Below are 15,831 nucleotides of genomic sequence, written 5' to 3' on the forward strand. Positions count from 1 at the left end.
GTTTGTGTGATTTTTTTTTTTTTGGGGCGGGAGAGTTAATGATTATGCATTGTTCTACAGGGTGCTCAATAGTGATTTGATATGTCAGGAAGCGTATTGCATTAGTTGCAGAAATTTTCAGGGGCGACCTGATCACTTGTAACCAGATAGCAGAAAGGAAGGCGTAAATGCACTTTCGGGCAGATTTCTGGTCAGCGAATGCGAGTTTGAAAAGCTCTGCGCTCGTGCCTGATCCTTGCGCGGTGCCACACCGGCCAAGTAAATACCGGCATGGCCCTCGTAATGACGTTCACGACAGAGGTACTTCAGGTCACTGCCCGCGCCGGAAAATCAACGAAGTGTTGACCCCACCAAAGGCGAAGTTGTTGTTCATGACGTACTGATTACTCATCTGCCTGAACTCGCCGCGCAGGTAGTCCAGTGCGCCACACTGCGGGTCGACGTTGTCGAGGTTGAGGGTGTGGGCGTACTGGTCACTGTTGAGCATTTCGATGCTGAACCAGGACTCCAGTGCACCGCAGGCGCCCAGGGTGTGGCCGAGGAAGCTCTTTTGCGAGCTGATGGGCATGCGGCTGCCGAACAGGCTGCTGGTGGCCAGGGTTTCGGCGATATCGCCCTGCTCGGTGGCGGTGCCGTGACCATTGACGTAGCCGATATCGGAAGGTTTCAGTCCCGCGTCTTCCAGCGCCAGTTCCATGGCCCGGCGCATGGTGACTTGCTCGGGGCGGGTGGTGTGCTGACCGTCGGCGTTGCTGCCAAAACCGACGAGTTCCGCGTGGATATGGGCGCCACGGGCCAGGGCGTGCTCAAGCTCTTCAAGCACCAGCATGCCCCCGCCTTCGCCGATCACCAGGCCATCACGGGCGCTGTCGTAGGGGCGTGGGCTGGATTGCGGGGTGTCGTTTTTCAAACTGGTGGCGTAGAGCGCGTCGAACACCATGGCTTCGGTCGGACACAGCTCCTCGGCACCGCCAGCGAGCATCAGGGGCAGTCGACCAAACTTGATCGCCTCGTAGGCGTAGCCGATGCCCTGGCTGCCGCTGGTGCAAGCACTGGACGTCGGGATCAAGCGCCCGGTGAGGCCGAAGAAGATGCTGATATTGGCCGCCGTGGTGTGGGGCATCATGCGGACATAGGAGTTGGCGTTCAGGCCTTCGGCCACCGAGTTCAGCAGCATATTGCCGAACGCCTTGATCTCGTCGGTGCTGCCGGTGGATGAGCCGCAGGCAACGCCCATGCGCCCGTCCTTGATCGACTCGTCGCCCAGCAGGCCGGCGTCGGCCAGTGCGCGTTCTGCCGCGCCCACTGCCAGGCGTGAAACCCTGCCCATGCTGCGCAACTGTTTGCGGGTCCAGTGCGCCGGAACCTTGAAGTCATCGATAGGAGCGGCAAGGCGCGTGTTGAGCTCGGTAAAGCGATCCCACTCATCCATGCGGCGGACGCCGCTGCGGTTGGCCCTGAAGTGGCCCGAGATGGTCGCCCAATCGTTGCCCAGGGACGTGATGCCGGCCATGCCGGTGACGACAACACGTTTCATCAACACAGGCCTCCGTTGACGGCCAGCACCTGCCGGGTGATGTACGAGGCTTCCGCCGACATCAGGAAGTTCACCGCGCCGGCAACTTCTTCCGGGGTACCCATGCGTTGTGCGGGGATCATCTTCAACAGGTCTTCCAGTGGCACGTGGTCATCGAGCATCGCGGTGTCGATCAAGCCGGGGGCGACACAGTTAACGGTGATTTTGCGCTTGCCCAGCTCAATCGCCAATGCTTTTGCCGCCCCGATCAGGCCGGCCTTGGAGGCGCTGTAGTTGACCTGTCCGCGATTACCTATCAGCCCGGAAACCGAGGTGATACAGACAATCCGTCCGGCAGCGCGACGCCGGATCATCGGCATCATCACCGGATGCAGCACATTGTAGAAACCATCGAGGTTGGTGCGCATCACCACATCCCAGTCGTCTTCGCTCAGGGCGGGAAAGGCACCGTCGCGGGTCAGGCCGGCGTTGAGCACCACACCGTAATAAGCACCGTGGGTGTCGACATCGGCTTCAAGGATGGCCTTGCACGCGGCCCGGTCGGAGACGTCGAACTGCAGAATGCGCGCGGTGCGGCCCAGCGCCTGAATCTCGGACTGCACGGCGGCGGCTTCGGTCAGGCCGCTGCGGCAGTGCAGCACGATGTCATGCCCGGCTTGAGCCAGGCGCAGGGCGATAGCGCGGCCAATGCCACGGCTGGAGCCGGTGACCAGTACAGATTCAGTCATCACTCGACTCCTTGGGTTCATGCAGATAGTGAGCCGCCTGTGGCGGCCGGAACACGTTCAGCCGGGCGCTGGCATGGATGCCCGGGCCGTTGATATGGCATTCGAATATGCCCATGCCGTTGTCGTCTTCCAGCGAGCGTGTTCCATGAATGGTCAGCTCGGTGCCCGCCGGGAAGCATTCCACGTTGCATTCGAACTTGCGGGTGCCGAGCAGGAAACCCAGCTCCACGGGATTGCCGCGTTGACGGGCATGGCAACCGGCGTAGGCGGCCACGCTCTGGGCCATCAACTCGATGCCGACCCAGGCTGGCAGGCTGCCGTCCGGGAGGCTGTACAACCCGTCGGGCTTGACTGTGAGCCGGGTTTGAATCTGTTCATCGTCGAACCCCAGTATCTGCTCGATGAGGATCATGTCCCCGCCGTGGGGCACCAGTTCGGCGATCGGCCAGTCAATCATGGGGCGTCTCCGATAATCAGGCTGACGTTGTTGCCACCGAAGGCAAACGAGTTGCTCATTAGGTAGCGAGGTGCAATGGACGCCAGGCGATCGGCCGGGGTCACCCATTTCAGTGGCGGCAATGCGGGGTCGGGCTGGCCATCCCAGACGTGGGGGGGTAGGGCGTGCTTGCGGTTGCCCGGGCTCAGGCTCAACCAGCAGAACGCCGCCTCCAGTGCTCCGGCGGCGCCGAGGGTGTGTCCGGTCATCGGTTTGGTCGAGGAACAGGGTACACCGGCCGGAAACAGGGTCGCCACTGCCAGGCTCTCCATGGCATCGTTGTGTTGGGTGGCGGTGCCATGCAGGTTCAGATAGTCGATTTGCCCGGGTTGCAGGCCGGCGCGGGCCAGGGCTTTGTTCATGGCTTGCAGGGCGCCGCGGCCGCCGGGCTCCGGTGCGGAAATATGGTGTGCATCGGAACTGGCGCCCGCACCGAGCAGGGCAATGGCCGGGCTGTCGTCGGTACGCTTGCTCATCAGAAACAGCGCCGCCGCTTCGCCGATGTTGATGCCATTGCGGTTGACGGAAAACGGATTGCAGCGCTGCCCCGACACCGCTTCCAGTGCCGAGAAACCGTTGAGCGTCAGCTTGCACAAGCTGTCGACGCCACCGCACACCACCGCGTCGCACAACCCCAGGTCCAGCAGGCGCTGGGCACTCATCAACGCGCGGGCGCTGGAGGTGCAGGCGGTGGAGATCACGTAGGCCGGGCCGCTCACTTCAAGCCAGTCGGCGAGGAAGTTGGCCGGGGCCCCGAGCTCTTGCTGTCGATAGTCATAGCTGGCGGGGAACTGATGTTCACGCAGGTACTGGGCCAGACCCTGGCTGGCCTCCTCGATGCCCGACGTGCTGGTGCCCAGAACGATGCCGATTCGGTCAGCGCCATAGGTCTGGATCGCCTGCTCGATGTCATCGCGAATTTGCAGCGCCGCTTCCAGCAGCAACTGGTTGTTGCGGGTGGCATGCAGGCCCAGCGCTGCCGGGATCGCTGCCAGTTCGCCCCTGACCGCGGCCACCGGAAGCGAGCGCTGGGGGACCCAGCCGGCCTCGGCGCGCATGCCTGAGCAGTCACCGGCAAACAGGTTGCCGGCCACTTCGTGTTGCGTGCGGCCCAGGCTGCAAATCAGCCCGAGGGCATTGAGGTAGGCGGTCATGGCGTGGACTCGTGCAGCGGCGTGACGTGATAGGTCGGGCCATTTGGCAGTTTCAATTCAAAGCTCATGGGTTGTGTATAGCGGACTTCCCAGCGCGCAGGCAGGGATCGTTGCATGCCATGCTGCCGGGCGGCGGGGTAGTTGGCGTGCAACTCGCCTGATGGGGTCAGGGCAAACAGCAAGGCGGCAAACAGCTCCCGGGCTTGCGGGTTGGGCGGTAGCAGCCCATCGGCTTGCCATTGTCGGTCAATCAGACGCTGGCGAGCCTGGGGAATTCCCAAGGGGTCCATCATTGACCAGCGAAGACCTGCACCCTCACGCTGGATCACCAGCAGCCAGTCCAGGCGTTGCTGGTGTTCCTCGCGCTCAATGTGCAGTTGCAGGGGCAACTGCAGGGTCGGGCGTGCTTCGGGCAGCGGCGGCTGGCTGGCGCAGGCGCTCAGCAGCAGGGCACAGCACACCAGCAACAGGCGAATCATCAACGCCGGCCTGCCAGCGGTTTACGGACGACCAGGCCATTCATGTGGCGTCCCCTGCACAGATTTTCGAAATCACGTTCAGTCGACGCTTGGCCTCACTGACAAACGGATTGTGCTCATCCCAGGCATAGCCAGCGAGGATCGAGCTGATCATGCGGCGGATATCCGCGGCGCCGCCCTGATAGAAAATCACATCCTGAAAGGTGCCGTTGTACCAGCCCTCGACATAGCAGCGGAAGGTGTCGACCCCGCGCTTGAGCGGCTCGGCAAATTCGCGCTGCCAGTCGACCGCTTCACCTTGCAACTGACGGTGCAGTACGCCAGCGGCCATGCTGGCCGAACGCATGGCGATGGTCACGCCGGAGGAGAACACCGGGTCCAGGAACTCGGCAGCGTTGCCCAGCAAGGCAAAGCCTGGACCGTGCAAGGTCTTGACGTTGGCCGAGTAGCCGCCGATGGTTCTGGCCTCGGTGTCCCACACGGCATTTTCCAGCACGCGGGCCAGACTCGGTGTCTCAGCGATAAAGCCACGCAGGCAATCGTCCAGGTTGTCGGTGCGACCGTGGAAATGCTCGGCCGCCGCGACCACGCCGACCGAACAGCGGCCATTGCTGAAGGGGATGGTCCAGAACCAGATGTCGCGCTGCGTCGGGTGGGTGGTGATGAGGATCTTCTCGCGCTCGAACGTCGGGCAGTCGATGTGGTCCTCGACGTGGGTGAACACGGCCTGGCGCACCGGAAAATTCGATGCGGCCTCCAGATCCAGCAAACGTGGCAGCACCCGGCCGTAGCCGCTGGCGTCGAGGATGAAGTCGGCTTCGACCTGGTACTGGCTGCCGTCCTCGCGTTGCACGTTCAGATGCGGCTTGGGGCGTTCGATGTCAACGTCGACCAGGGTTTCGCCATAGCGGATTTCCACGCCTTGCAGGGCGGCCTGATCGGCCAGCAGCTTGTCGAAATCGGCGCGTTGCACCTGGAAGGTGGTCGGCTTGCCCGGGGTAAAGGTGTCGCCGAAATCGAAGGCACTGTAGCGCTCGCCCCAGGCGAATGCCGCGCCGGTCTTGAGCTGGAATCCGGCGGCGTTGACCGCCTCGAGCATGCCGGCTTCCTCGACGAAATCCAGGCAGTGGGACAGCAGGCTTTCGCCGATGGAGAACCGGGGGAAATGCTGGCGTTCGATCACCAGCACATCGTGCCCCTTGCGCTTGAGCAGCGCTGCGGCAATGGCGCCGGAGGGGCCGGCACCGATGATCACTACCTGACGACGTTCCATTTCAATGATTGGCACGAGGACTCCTGGCCGGGGCGGCGATTTTCAGAGGCGTACGGTGCATGCCGACCAGTGCCGGCAGCAGGGTGGCGATCAGCCCCATCAGCATCAGCGCGAAGTACAGCGCCGGGCTGATGAGTTGTTGTTGCAGCAGCAGATTGAGGAAGACGATTTCGCTCAATCCGCGAATGTTCAGCAGCACACTTTCTCGCCAGCGACTGGCGCCTTCGAAAGAGCGTCCGGCCCAGCCCAGTCCCAGCCAGTTACCCAGCAGTTTACTGGCAATCGGCAATACGAGCAGCGCCGACAGTTGCAGCCAGCCGAGGCTGTCCAGGGCACTGTGCACGTTGATCTGCACGATACCGAACGTAAGGATCAACGGGATGGCGATCCAGGTTTGCACGCGGCTCATCCACACCGTCGGCAATGGCAGTACCAGCGGTACCTTGAGCGCGGCCATGCACAGCAGGTAGCCGATACCAACAATCAGCGCATTGAGCTTGTAATGCTCGGCCACCACCAGCAGCAAGAAGAAGCCTGCGCTGTGCAGCAACGGTTGGCGCAGGTGCAGCAGCCGTAGCACCAGCGGCAGGCAGGCGCCGGCCAGTGGCAGCAACAGGCTGCTCAGGTGCAGGCTGCCCTGAGCGACGGCGAACAGTGTCCAGCAGGTGAGGTCGATGAGGATGGCGGTCTGTACCAGGCGCCGGGCCGCATCCAGTGGGTAGTTGATGTGGCGCAGGTACAGGTAGAGCACCGGGATCGCAGTGATGGCGAACAACAGGCCGACGGCCAGTGAGCTGATCCAGGGTTGCGCGGGCAATAGCCAGACAGCCGTGGCCAGGCCGCAGGCGAAGGGGATGCAGAAACTGGGCAGGGCGATCTTCAGGCTCTGGCGATCCAGCCGCAGGTCGATCACGTCGCTGAGGATATGCCCCAGCAGCAAGGCGAAACCCAGGCTGTAGAGATTTTTCAGCCAGGTCGGGGCGATCAGGTCGGCGCCGTTGAGCTGCCAGTCAGGTTCGATCCAGCCGTACATTAAAAGTGGCAGGCCGAAGGTTGCCAGCAGCAACTGGCTGACGATCGGAATCAGGCCGAAGTGACGACCGACACGGGTGGCGATGGCGAACAGCGCCAGGGCCAGCAGCCAGAACAGCGCGACCATCATACGACCGACTCCGTGACCGGGGCGGCATGGGCCTGTCGGGCCCAGGGCGCGAGCATGAAGCTGAATACCAGGCCGAGGCTCACGGACAGGCCGAAGTTGCTCACGGCCGGGGTGCTGGACACGGCCAATAGCCCGAACGACAGCCAGGTGGTGGCGGCCGCCAGCAAGGTGCCCAGCAGGCTCACTGCCGCACCACCGACCTGCTCGCGCATCAGGATGGCGTAATCGACGCTGATCGCCGTGACCAGTAGCAAACCGAACAGGCTGAACAGGGTCAAGGGTTGTCCCAGCCAGCCGAGGCTGGCCAGGCTGCACAGGGCCGCCAGCAATGGCAGGGCGACGATCCGCAGCGCGCCACCGAAGCCAAATGGCGCCATCAGCACCAGCACGATCAGCACACAGGAGGCGAGCTTCAGTTCGGCGGCGCTGATCTGGGTCTCGGCGAAAACCGTGTTCAGTTCACCGAGGCGATCCACCAGCACCACACCCGGCAAGTCCTGGGCCTGGACTCTCAACAAGGCGGGATCGTTCAGGCCCTGCAGACTGGTGATCGCCGCCACGCCCTCGTCCGTCGGGCCCAGCCACAGGGCGCGATAAGGCTCCGCCAGCGGGCCACGCAGCGCGGCATCGATGTCTTCGACGGGCAGCGCCTGCAAGGCGGCCAGTTCGGCTTGCAGCGCCTCGGTCGGGATCCCCAGTTCAAGCAGTGGCTGCCAGAACTGCGGCAGTTTGTTCAGTGCCGTGCGCACCTGTTGCTGTTCGCTCGCCGAACCGCTCAGTTGATCGAGTGCCAGATAGCCATCGAGTTTGTCCAGGTTGACCAATTGCTCCAGGCGGTCGCTCAGGGCGCTTTGCCGTTCGAGTAGTTGCTCCTGGTTGGCCGCGCGCACCAGGAAGAACTGGCTGGTGGGTTGATGACCGGTGATGCGGGCAATGGTCTGGGCTTCATCGGTCAGTTGCTGGGGCGCACTGACCCATTGACGAATATCGTTGCGGGTTTGGAGTTGCAACAGGCCGCCGATGCAAAAGGCGATCAGTAGCCCGAGCAAGACGGGCGTACGCAAACGCTGGAGCAACGCTTCACGCAGATTCAGCAGTGCCTCGCAGACCCGCAGCGGCCAATGGGCCGGACGCAGGTCGACGCCCTTGAGCAGCGCTGGCAGCAGACACACCGCCGACAGGTAGGCGCCGAGCAGTCCGGCGGCGGAGAACACGGCAATCTGGGTCAGGGCCGGGAAGGGGGTCCAGGCCAGGGCCAGGTAGCCGATGCAACTGGTGATCAGGCTCAGGGTCAGCCCCGGCAGGGTCAGGCGCAAGGCCGGCCAACTGTGCCACGGTTTCAGGCGCCAGCTCTTGGACAGGTAGTGCAGCGGGTAGTCCACGGCCACGCCGATCAGGCTTGAGCCGAGCACCAGGGTCATCACATGCATGTGGCCGAACAGGGCCACGCAGGCCACCGCGCCAAACAACATGCCCACCAGCACCGGAACGAACGCCAGCAACACCCGCCAGCGGCGGAACGCCAGCAACAGCAGCAAGAATATGCCCAGGGTGGCGCCACCCCCGACCCAGGTCATCTCCTGGGTGGCTTGTTGCTGGCCAGCCGCCGCATACAGCAACCCACTGGCCGCGAGCAGCTGCACGTCAGCCCTGGCCGCTGTTTCGCGGCTGTGTACGAGCAGATCGGCCACTTGCAGTGGCAGGTTCATGTCGAAGGCGTTGCCGGTGGTGCGCGCCCGCAGCAATACCCAGCTCCTACCGTCGGCATCGGCGATCAATGCCCCGCTGCCGATGTCCAGTTGCACCGCGCCCTGTTGCGGCTGGCTGTTCTGGATACGTCCGGTCAGGCCCAGCCAGTCCTCCTGGCTGGGCACCAGGCTGAAGCCGCCGAAGGGATCGAACAGTGCCTGGACCCGCTGCTGGATGAATGCGTCGGGATGCTCGATCAGCAACTGCCGGTCAGCCGTCGATAGCATCGCCAGGCGACCTTGCAGCAACTGCGCACGCAGGGCCGGCAGGTCCGCTTGCAGGGTCCACTGGACCTTTTCGAACAAGCCGCTGGACTGCCACTGATCGCCGAGCTTTTGGGCCATGGCGATGGCCTGCGTGCGGTCTTTGTGGCCGACCAGCACCAGTATTTCCCGGTTCAACGGTTCTTGCATACGCTGTTCGGCACGCTGTTCCAGGGCATCTGGCGTGGTACCGGGCACCAGTTCCATCAGGTTGGCCGACAAAGGGGCGCCGTCACGCCATTGCCAGCCCCCGAGTGCGAGCACTGCCAGCAGCAGGATCAGGAACAGCCAGGGGAGCCTGCGTTCACTTGGCAAAGTCATGGTGTTCCGCATCGCTCAAGGGTTGATGGCCGGTACTGTCCTGCATGCGCAGCACGGTGCTGTCGCCTTGGGTCTCCAGCAGTTCGATACGCTGTACCAGTTCGCCGCCGTCGATAGTGATCTGATTGAACACTTGCTTGAGCAGCATCGAGCGGGGGATCAGGGTCAGTTTCCAGTGCTGTGGATCACCGGTCAGTGACAGCTCGAAATCTCGCTGCAAGCCACTGCTGTCACCTTGCAGCACGGCGAGGAACAAACGGTTCTGCTCGGCCCCGGCACTTTTGCCCGGTAGCCTTTGCCAACCGCTGCCGTCACGCCGGGCAATCCCCTGGGTATCGATGCGGTAGTCCTGCTGCAGTGGTGTCTTGAGCAGCCACAGCAGTCCATGGTCCCTGGCCAGTACGAAGGTACCGGTGCTGGTCAGCGGCTGCGGCAGGGCGCGCAGGTGTTTTTCCTGAATGAAGCGGCCGTGGATCACTTCGGGCTTGGCCAGCTGATCGCTCAACTGTTGCAGGTCGAAGGCCTGCGCCAACGAGGAAAAGCCGAGCAACACCAACAGGCTCAGATGGGTGATGAGCTTCATGGCAGCATCCTTTCAACCGCGTCGATCAGCACCTTCGGCGAGGCCAGTTGCATTTCGCGGCTGGCGATATGCACCGCGACCTGCACGGAGCTGGCGCGGGTCAGGCGTTCACCGCTGGCCAGGTCGCTGATCAGGTAGTTTATCTTCAGCCGGTTCTCCCACTCCACCAGGCTGGCGCGCACATTGAGCGTCTGGCCGAACACGGCGCCGCGTACATAGCGCAGTTGCAGGTCGATCACCGGCCAGGCGTACCCGGAGGAATGCATGGCGTTGTAGTTGTGGCCGAGCCTGTCGAGCAGGGCGCAGCGGGCCATTTCCAGGTACTTGACGTAGTGGCCGTGCCAGACCACGTGCATGCTGTCGACGTCGAAGAACGGCACGAGGATTTGCGTGTCGGCGTGAAGCACTCCTTTGCTACGCATGCAGCCTCCAGTGTTGTGCGGCGATACGTTGCAGGCACAGGCGCAATTCGCCTTCCAGGGCGCGGTCTTCAATGACCGGCGGGAAGTCTTTGGCCAGCGCTTCGTGCATGGCGGCCAGTGCCGGCGGCAACGGGCGGGCACCGGGTGCCTGGGCGCGCAGCCACACCCCCTGGTTGGCCGCGAGCAAGGTGGCGGCGGCAACTTGTTCGGTCAGTTCCAGTACACGGATCGCGTCGCGGGCGGCGATGGTGCCCATGCTCACTTTGTCCTGGTTGTGGCATTCGGTGGAGCGCGAAAACACGCTGGCTGGCATCGTATTTTTCAGTGCCTCGGCGGTCCAGGCACTGGCGCCGATTTGCACCGCCTTGAAGCCATGGTTGAGCATCGCCCGCTCGGCGCTGGCGCCCGACAGGTTGCTCGGCAGGCCGTGGTTGTAGCGTTCGTCCACCAGCAGTGCGAGCTGACGGTCGAGCAAGTCGGCGACGTTGGCCACGAGGTTTTTCAGGCTGTCCATGGCAAAGGCAATGTGCCCACCGTAGAAGTGCCCGCCGTGCAGCACGCGCTCGGCTTCGGCGTCGATGATCGGGTTGTCGTTGGCGCTGTTGAGCTCGATTTCGATGAACGAACGCAACCAGTTCAGGCTGTCCGCCAGCACGCCAAGCACATGGGGGGCGCAGCGTAACGAGTAGCGATCCTGCAGGCGGTGCAGTGGTGCGGTTGGCGCATCGATCGCCAGGTCCTTGCGCAGCCATGCGGCGACCTGCATCTGCCCCGGGTGCGGCTTGGCGGCGAACAGGCGCTCGTCGAAGTGTTCCGGATTGCCTTGCAGGGCGACCACATTCAGCGCCGTGATGCGGGTGGCCAGTTGCAGCAGGTAGTCGGCGCGGGCGTAGGCCAGGCAGGCGAGGCCGGTCATGACCGCGGTACCGTTCATCAGCGCCAGGGCTTCCTTGGGACGCAGCACCAGTGGCTCCCAGCCGAGCTCGCGATGCACGTCCGCGGATGGGCGGCGCTCACCGTTGAACAGCACGTCGCGTTCGCCGGACAAGGTCGCGGCCACATAGGACAACGGCGTCAGGTCACCGCTGGCGCCCACGGAGCCCTCTTGCGGGATCAGCGGCAGAATGTCGTGTTCCAGGAACGCTTGCAGGCGCTCCAGCAGTTCCACGCGCACCCCCGATACGCCGTGGCACAGCGACTGCAAGCGCGCCGCGAGCACGGCGCGGGTAGCCTGGGCGTCGAGCAACTGGCCCAGGCCGCAGCCGTGGAAGGTGTACAGATGACGGGGCAGGGCTTCGACGTGGTGCAACGGCACCGCGACCACGCACGAGTCGCCGTAACCGGTGGTCACGCCGTAGATGACGCCTTCCTTGTCCAGCAACGAGTCGAGGAACCGCGGTCCCTTGGCGATGCGCTCGCGAAAATCGCTGTCGCCTTGCAATCGCGCGGGTGCCTGGCGGTTGGCCACGGCCAGCACGTCTTCGATGCGCAAAGGAAGTTCGCCGAAGGTTACCGGCTCAAGCATGGGCGTCGTCATCGGTTATCCAGAAAGGGTAGAAGTTGAACCATTGTTGGGGCGCTTCGAGGCAATAGTGACCCAGCCGCTCCGCATAGCGGGAGGTCCACTGATGAATGACCTGTTCGCGCTCGCCGCGTTTCCAGGCCACGGCTTCGGCGAACGGTTCGAGCGTCAGTCGATAGCCGCCCGAGGGTTTCTTCAGGCACAGCAGCAGATTGACCGGACATTTCAGCAGCCCGGCCAGCAGCCACGGGCCTTGCGGGAATGCCGCCGGATGGCCGAGGAAGTCCACCGTCACGCGGCGTCCGCCATGCAGTGGCACGCGATCGCCGGCAATTGCCAGCCATTCGCCACGTTCCAGGCGCTCATGGAGCTGCAACATGATCAATGGGTCCAGCTCGCTGACTTGTATCAGCCGCAGGTTGGTGGCCCCGGCTTCGCCCAGCAGGCGGTTGAACTGTTCGGCGTGCTTGGTGTGCACCAGTACGTTCATGGTGACTCTTTCGCCGATCTCCGCCAGGGCCCGGCAGACTTCGAGATTGCCCAGGTGTGCGCCGACCATCATCTGCCCTCGGCTGCCGCGCAATTGATTGCGCAGCAGTGCCGGGTCGATGATTTCGATCTGTTCCAGGCCCAGCTTGCCATTCCAGACATCGAGTTTGTCGAGCATGGAGTCGGCGAAGGCCATGAACTGACCGAACACTCGCCAATGGCTGGGACGCAAATCGCGGCGACCGCTCCAATCAGCGAGCCGCTGTTGGTAGTGCCAGGCGCTCTGGCGAGCATTGCGGCCGAACAGGAAGAAGTACAGCACAATGCCGTACAGCAGCGGGCTCAACAGGCGTCGCCCCAGCACTTTGGCGGCGGTTGCGGTGAACTTCATCAGCCAGAAGCTGCCGCGTTCCTCGCGGTCGGCCCAGTGTTTGCGATCTGTGTTGCCGCTCATGCTCGCCACCGCCGCCAGAGGATCACCGGCCAATGCAGCAACATACCGATGCACAGCCGGGTGTGCATGCTGGTAATCAACAGGTTGTCGTGGACCATCCGGAAGTGCGAAACGCCGTCCAGCGGGTAGTGCACCCGGGTTTGCAGCCATTGCATGGGTTGATTGCGCCAGGCCAGACGTACCAGGATGTCGGAATCGAAGTCCATGCGCTTGCCGACCCTTGCCGAGTCGATCACCGCCAGGGTCGACGGCAGCGGATAGACGCGAAAACCGCACATGGAGTCGCGGATCTGCAACGACAGCGTGTTGATCCAGACCATCACGTGAGTCAGGTAGCGAGCGTACAGGCGCCCCTTCGGTACGCTGGCGTCGTACAGCGGATAACCGCAAACCAGCGCCTCGGGATGGGCACGCGAGTGTTCGATGAACCGGTCGATATCCTGCAGGTCGTGCTGGCCATCGGCGTCAACCTGCAACGCGTGGCTGAACCCCAGGCGGGAAGCCTCGCGCAGGCCGGTCATGACGGCGCCGCCCTTGCCCTGATTGACCGGGAGCCTGAGCAGGAACACCTTGTCGTGTTGTGCCAGCTGATCCAGCACGGCCGCACACGCCGGGTTGCTGGCGTCATCCACCAATATGCACGGCACATGACAGGCGAGCAGCGCATCAACCACAGTGCCGATGGCGGTTTCGTGGTTGTAGACCGGGATGACGGCGCAGGGGTTATGCATCTGCAGCCTCGAGCACGATCCGCCCGCTGGAACAGGTGGCGGTTTCATTACGATAGGTGAAGTACAGTTTGCTGCGCGTCGGGTCGAAGCGCAGGTGCAACTGGACTTCATCGCCTGGACGCAACAGTTGCTGGAACTTCAGCACTTCCATGCCGGCAAACTTCTCCGGTAGGTCCATCAATTGCCGGCCCAGGCTCAGCGCCCAGTCCACCTGCACCACGCCAGGCAGTACCGGTGCTTGCGGGAAGTGGCCGCTGAAGTAGGCAAGATCGGGCGGAACCGACAATTGCAGGCTCCATTGCCCATCGGCTTCAACCTGCTCCAGTACTTCAGGGGTCTTTGGACGCGGGGCCAGCAACAGGGCATCGATGTCCGCCTGGGGCAGTTTGCCCTGGGGGTTCAACGGCAGTTGCCGGAGCAGGCGCCAGCGTCGTGGCAGGGCCAGGGCTTCGCAATGCTGGCTGAGGTGTTGGCGCAGCGTCTGGGTCAGGCTGCGGCGTCCCTGGTTGCGCAAGGCGTACAGGCCCGATTCGCTCAGCACCAGCGCGGCTCCCAGGGAGGCGCGGTTCTCCTGAACCACCCCCAGGCGTGCTTCGGCGACCCATGGGTGGTCCATCAGGGCCCGTTCGAGCATGGGCAACGAGATGCGCTTCTCTTCCAGTTTGACGATCCGGTCCAGCCGTCCCAGCAACTCGAAACGGCCGTCAGCGGCGAGGCGTGCCGCGTCGGCCGTGTGTTCGATATGGCCAGGGGGCAAGTACGGCGAGGCAATGAGCAACGCCCCGTCGCTATCCAGGCTCAGCTCGACGGCCGCAAAGGGCTGCCAGAGCTCACGGCCCTGGCGCCAGGCAATGCCACCGGTCTCGGAGCTACCAAGGATTTCCGTCGGCCATTGTTGTAAACGTTCGTGCAGGCGTTGCGCGGCTTCGCCAGGCAGCGCACCACCTGAGGAAAATACCTGGCGCACGGCGCTCAAGGCCGGCCAGTCGAGATTGTCGCCCATGCGCTTGAGCAGCGCCGGGCTGGCGACCCAGGCAAACGCCGGGTATTCGCGGCTGGCGCGCTGCAGGTCTTCCGGGAAAGCCACTTGCTTGCGCACGAAGGGGCGCCCCGCGCACAGCGGCCACAGTACCCGGAACAACAAGCCGTAGATGTGTTGAGTGGCGACGCTGCCAATGACGCAGGCCGTGCCTAGCCCGGCACCCCACAGGTGCTCCAGGGCCTGGACTTCATTGGCCAACTGCCTCAGGGTTTTGTCGATGCGTTTGGGTTCGCCACTGGAGCCCGAGGTGCACAGGCTCAGCTGGCATAGGTCCAGATCCAGTACCGCCGCCGCCAGTGGTGCATGCCGGTAATCGCGGATGTGTGTGTCGCCGGCTTGATCGGTCAGCCACAGATCGACGTCGCCTGCCCAGCGCTGACGAGTTGGCGCGTGCAGGTCAGCGGGCAGCAGCACGCTGACTCCGGCACGCCAGGCGCCGAGCAATGCAATCGCCAGGTCGGCGGCGTCTTCAAGGTGTACGGCGATGTGTTGTACGCCTTGGGCTTGCAGCCCGGCCGCCAGACTCAGGGCCTGTTCGCACAATTGCCCATGGTTCAGCGTCGGGTCGGCCGTCACGGCGCGTTCCGCTTGCGCCTTGAGCAACAGGTGCTCAAGTTTTATCCAGTTCATGGGTGGCCTCGTACCCGTTGTCGTATGAGCCACTCAATGGCAAACATCAGACCAATCAATCCATAAGAGATCAGGCCGGTGTACAGCATCCACCAACTCAGTGGCGCCCAAAGGGTCAGGGCCGCTGCGCACAAGCCGTTACAGAAAAAGAACACGCACCACGCCAGCGTGACGCGTCGGGTATAGCGAATCGCTTTCGGTGGCAACTGGGGTTCCCGCAGGCGGGCCAGGCGTTCCACCATCGGCGGGCCGTACTTCAGGCTCAGGCCGAACAGCAGCAACATCAGCAAACTGATTAGCACGGGATACCAGCGCAGCAACCCCGGGCTGTCGAACAGCGCTAGCAGCAGGCAAAACACAATGGCCGCGCTCGCCATCCACAGGCTCCCGGGGCGGCGTTTGCCGGTCAGTGCCCTGGCCAGCCACAGGCTGCCCAGCAGCAGGCCGAACTGCCACGGGGCAAAGTGCTCCATGCCGTAATACACCGCAAAGGGGTACAACAAGCCCGCCAGCAGAAGACCGAGGCCGATCAGTCGGCTCATGCGGCCGGTTGAACCAGGCGATAGACCGCTTCAACCACATCGCCGACAGTGCGTACCGATTTGAACTCTTCGGCCGCGATCTTCTTGCCGGTCTTGCACTTGATATGGTCGATCAGGTCGACGGCATCGATGCTGTCGATCTCCAGGTCCTGATACAGGTTGGACTCAAGACTCACGCGTGCGGGATCCAGTTCGAAGAGTTCGACCAAGGCATCGCGCAGGGTGTTGAAAATATCGTCACGAGTTTGCATGGT

General features: G+C 63.3%; 16 protein-coding genes. All 16 read right to left on the reverse strand.

Going from position 1 to position 15,831, the window contains the following annotated elements; translation table 11 throughout:
* Window positions 1-310: 310 nt before the first annotated feature.
* Genes CKW29_RS07830 through CKW29_RS07905 form a run of 16 tightly spaced genes read right to left on the reverse strand, consistent with a single transcriptional unit; the run spans window position 311 to window position 15,828 of the window.
* Window positions 311-1,537, reverse strand: a complete 1,227-nt coding sequence (locus CKW29_RS07830) for a beta-ketoacyl-ACP synthase (RefSeq protein WP_095148247.1) — start codon at window positions 1,535-1,537, stop codon at window positions 311-313.
* Window positions 1,537-2,265: a 3-ketoacyl-ACP reductase FabG2 gene (locus tag CKW29_RS07835; protein ID WP_095144652.1), complete on the reverse strand. Its 729-nt coding sequence runs from the start codon at window positions 2,263-2,265 to the stop codon at window positions 1,537-1,539. Before CKW29_RS07835 ends, CKW29_RS07830 begins: the two co-directional genes overlap by 1 nt.
* Window positions 2,258-2,722 carry a hotdog family protein gene (locus CKW29_RS07840; protein WP_095144653.1) on the reverse strand — a complete coding sequence of 155 codons (465 nt, stop codon included), beginning with the start codon at window positions 2,720-2,722 and terminating at the stop codon, window positions 2,258-2,260. Before CKW29_RS07840 ends, CKW29_RS07835 begins: the two co-directional genes overlap by 8 nt.
* The gene (locus CKW29_RS07845; RefSeq protein WP_095144654.1) at window positions 2,719-3,915 is read right to left on the reverse strand and encodes a beta-ketoacyl-[acyl-carrier-protein] synthase family protein; all 1,197 of its coding nucleotides are present in this window, start codon (window positions 3,913-3,915) and stop codon (window positions 2,719-2,721) included. The genes CKW29_RS07840 and CKW29_RS07845 overlap by 4 nt, the downstream gene beginning before the upstream one ends.
* Window positions 3,912-4,394, reverse strand: a complete 483-nt coding sequence (locus CKW29_RS07850; protein ID WP_095144655.1) for a hypothetical protein — start codon at window positions 4,392-4,394, stop codon at window positions 3,912-3,914. The genes CKW29_RS07845 and CKW29_RS07850 overlap by 4 nt, the downstream gene beginning before the upstream one ends.
* Window positions 4,395-4,434: 40 nt before the next feature.
* Window positions 4,435-5,682, reverse strand: coding sequence for an NAD(P)/FAD-dependent oxidoreductase (locus CKW29_RS07855; protein ID WP_095144656.1), 1,248 nt, complete (start codon window positions 5,680-5,682; stop codon window positions 4,435-4,437).
* The gene (locus CKW29_RS07860) at window positions 5,669-6,829 is read right to left on the reverse strand and encodes a sodium:proton antiporter (protein ID WP_095148248.1); all 1,161 of its coding nucleotides are present in this window, start codon (window positions 6,827-6,829) and stop codon (window positions 5,669-5,671) included. The genes CKW29_RS07855 and CKW29_RS07860 overlap by 14 nt, the downstream gene beginning before the upstream one ends.
* Window positions 6,826-9,162, reverse strand: a complete 2,337-nt coding sequence (locus tag CKW29_RS07865; protein ID WP_095144658.1) for an MMPL family transporter — start codon at window positions 9,160-9,162, stop codon at window positions 6,826-6,828. The genes CKW29_RS07860 and CKW29_RS07865 overlap by 4 nt, the downstream gene beginning before the upstream one ends.
* Window positions 9,146-9,745 carry an outer membrane lipoprotein carrier protein LolA gene (locus tag CKW29_RS07870; RefSeq protein ID WP_095144659.1) on the reverse strand — a complete coding sequence of 200 codons (600 nt, stop codon included), beginning with the start codon at window positions 9,743-9,745 and terminating at the stop codon, window positions 9,146-9,148. The genes CKW29_RS07865 and CKW29_RS07870 overlap by 17 nt, the downstream gene beginning before the upstream one ends.
* Window positions 9,742-10,167, reverse strand: a complete 426-nt coding sequence (locus CKW29_RS07875) for a thioesterase family protein (RefSeq protein ID WP_095144660.1) — start codon at window positions 10,165-10,167, stop codon at window positions 9,742-9,744. The genes CKW29_RS07870 and CKW29_RS07875 overlap by 4 nt, the downstream gene beginning before the upstream one ends.
* Window positions 10,160-11,704 (reverse strand): histidine ammonia-lyase, encoded by a 1,545-nt coding sequence (gene hutH / locus CKW29_RS07880; RefSeq protein WP_095144661.1) that lies wholly within the window; start codon window positions 11,702-11,704, stop codon window positions 10,160-10,162. Before hutH ends, CKW29_RS07875 begins: the two co-directional genes overlap by 8 nt.
* Window positions 11,685-12,632: a glycosyl transferase gene (locus CKW29_RS07885; protein WP_095144662.1), complete on the reverse strand. Its 948-nt coding sequence runs from the start codon at window positions 12,630-12,632 to the stop codon at window positions 11,685-11,687. The genes hutH and CKW29_RS07885 overlap by 20 nt, the downstream gene beginning before the upstream one ends.
* On the reverse strand, window positions 12,629-13,363 hold the full coding sequence (locus CKW29_RS07890) for a glycosyltransferase family 2 protein (protein ID WP_095144663.1): 735 nt from the start codon (window positions 13,361-13,363) through the stop codon (window positions 12,629-12,631). Before CKW29_RS07890 ends, CKW29_RS07885 begins: the two co-directional genes overlap by 4 nt.
* Window positions 13,356-15,035: an acyl-CoA synthetase family protein gene (locus CKW29_RS07895; protein WP_095144664.1), complete on the reverse strand. Its 1,680-nt coding sequence runs from the start codon at window positions 15,033-15,035 to the stop codon at window positions 13,356-13,358. Before CKW29_RS07895 ends, CKW29_RS07890 begins: the two co-directional genes overlap by 8 nt.
* Window positions 15,032-15,577, reverse strand: coding sequence for a hypothetical protein (locus CKW29_RS07900; protein WP_095144665.1), 546 nt, complete (start codon window positions 15,575-15,577; stop codon window positions 15,032-15,034). The genes CKW29_RS07895 and CKW29_RS07900 overlap by 4 nt, the downstream gene beginning before the upstream one ends.
* Window positions 15,574-15,828, reverse strand: coding sequence for an acyl carrier protein (locus CKW29_RS07905; protein ID WP_095144666.1), 255 nt, complete (start codon window positions 15,826-15,828; stop codon window positions 15,574-15,576). Before CKW29_RS07905 ends, CKW29_RS07900 begins: the two co-directional genes overlap by 4 nt.
* Between the last annotated feature and the right edge of the window lie 3 nt (window positions 15,829-15,831).

Origin of the sequence: Pseudomonas sp. Irchel s3a18 (assembly GCF_900187535.1) — a bacterium.
GTDB lineage: Bacteria > Pseudomonadota > Gammaproteobacteria > Pseudomonadales > Pseudomonadaceae > Aquipseudomonas.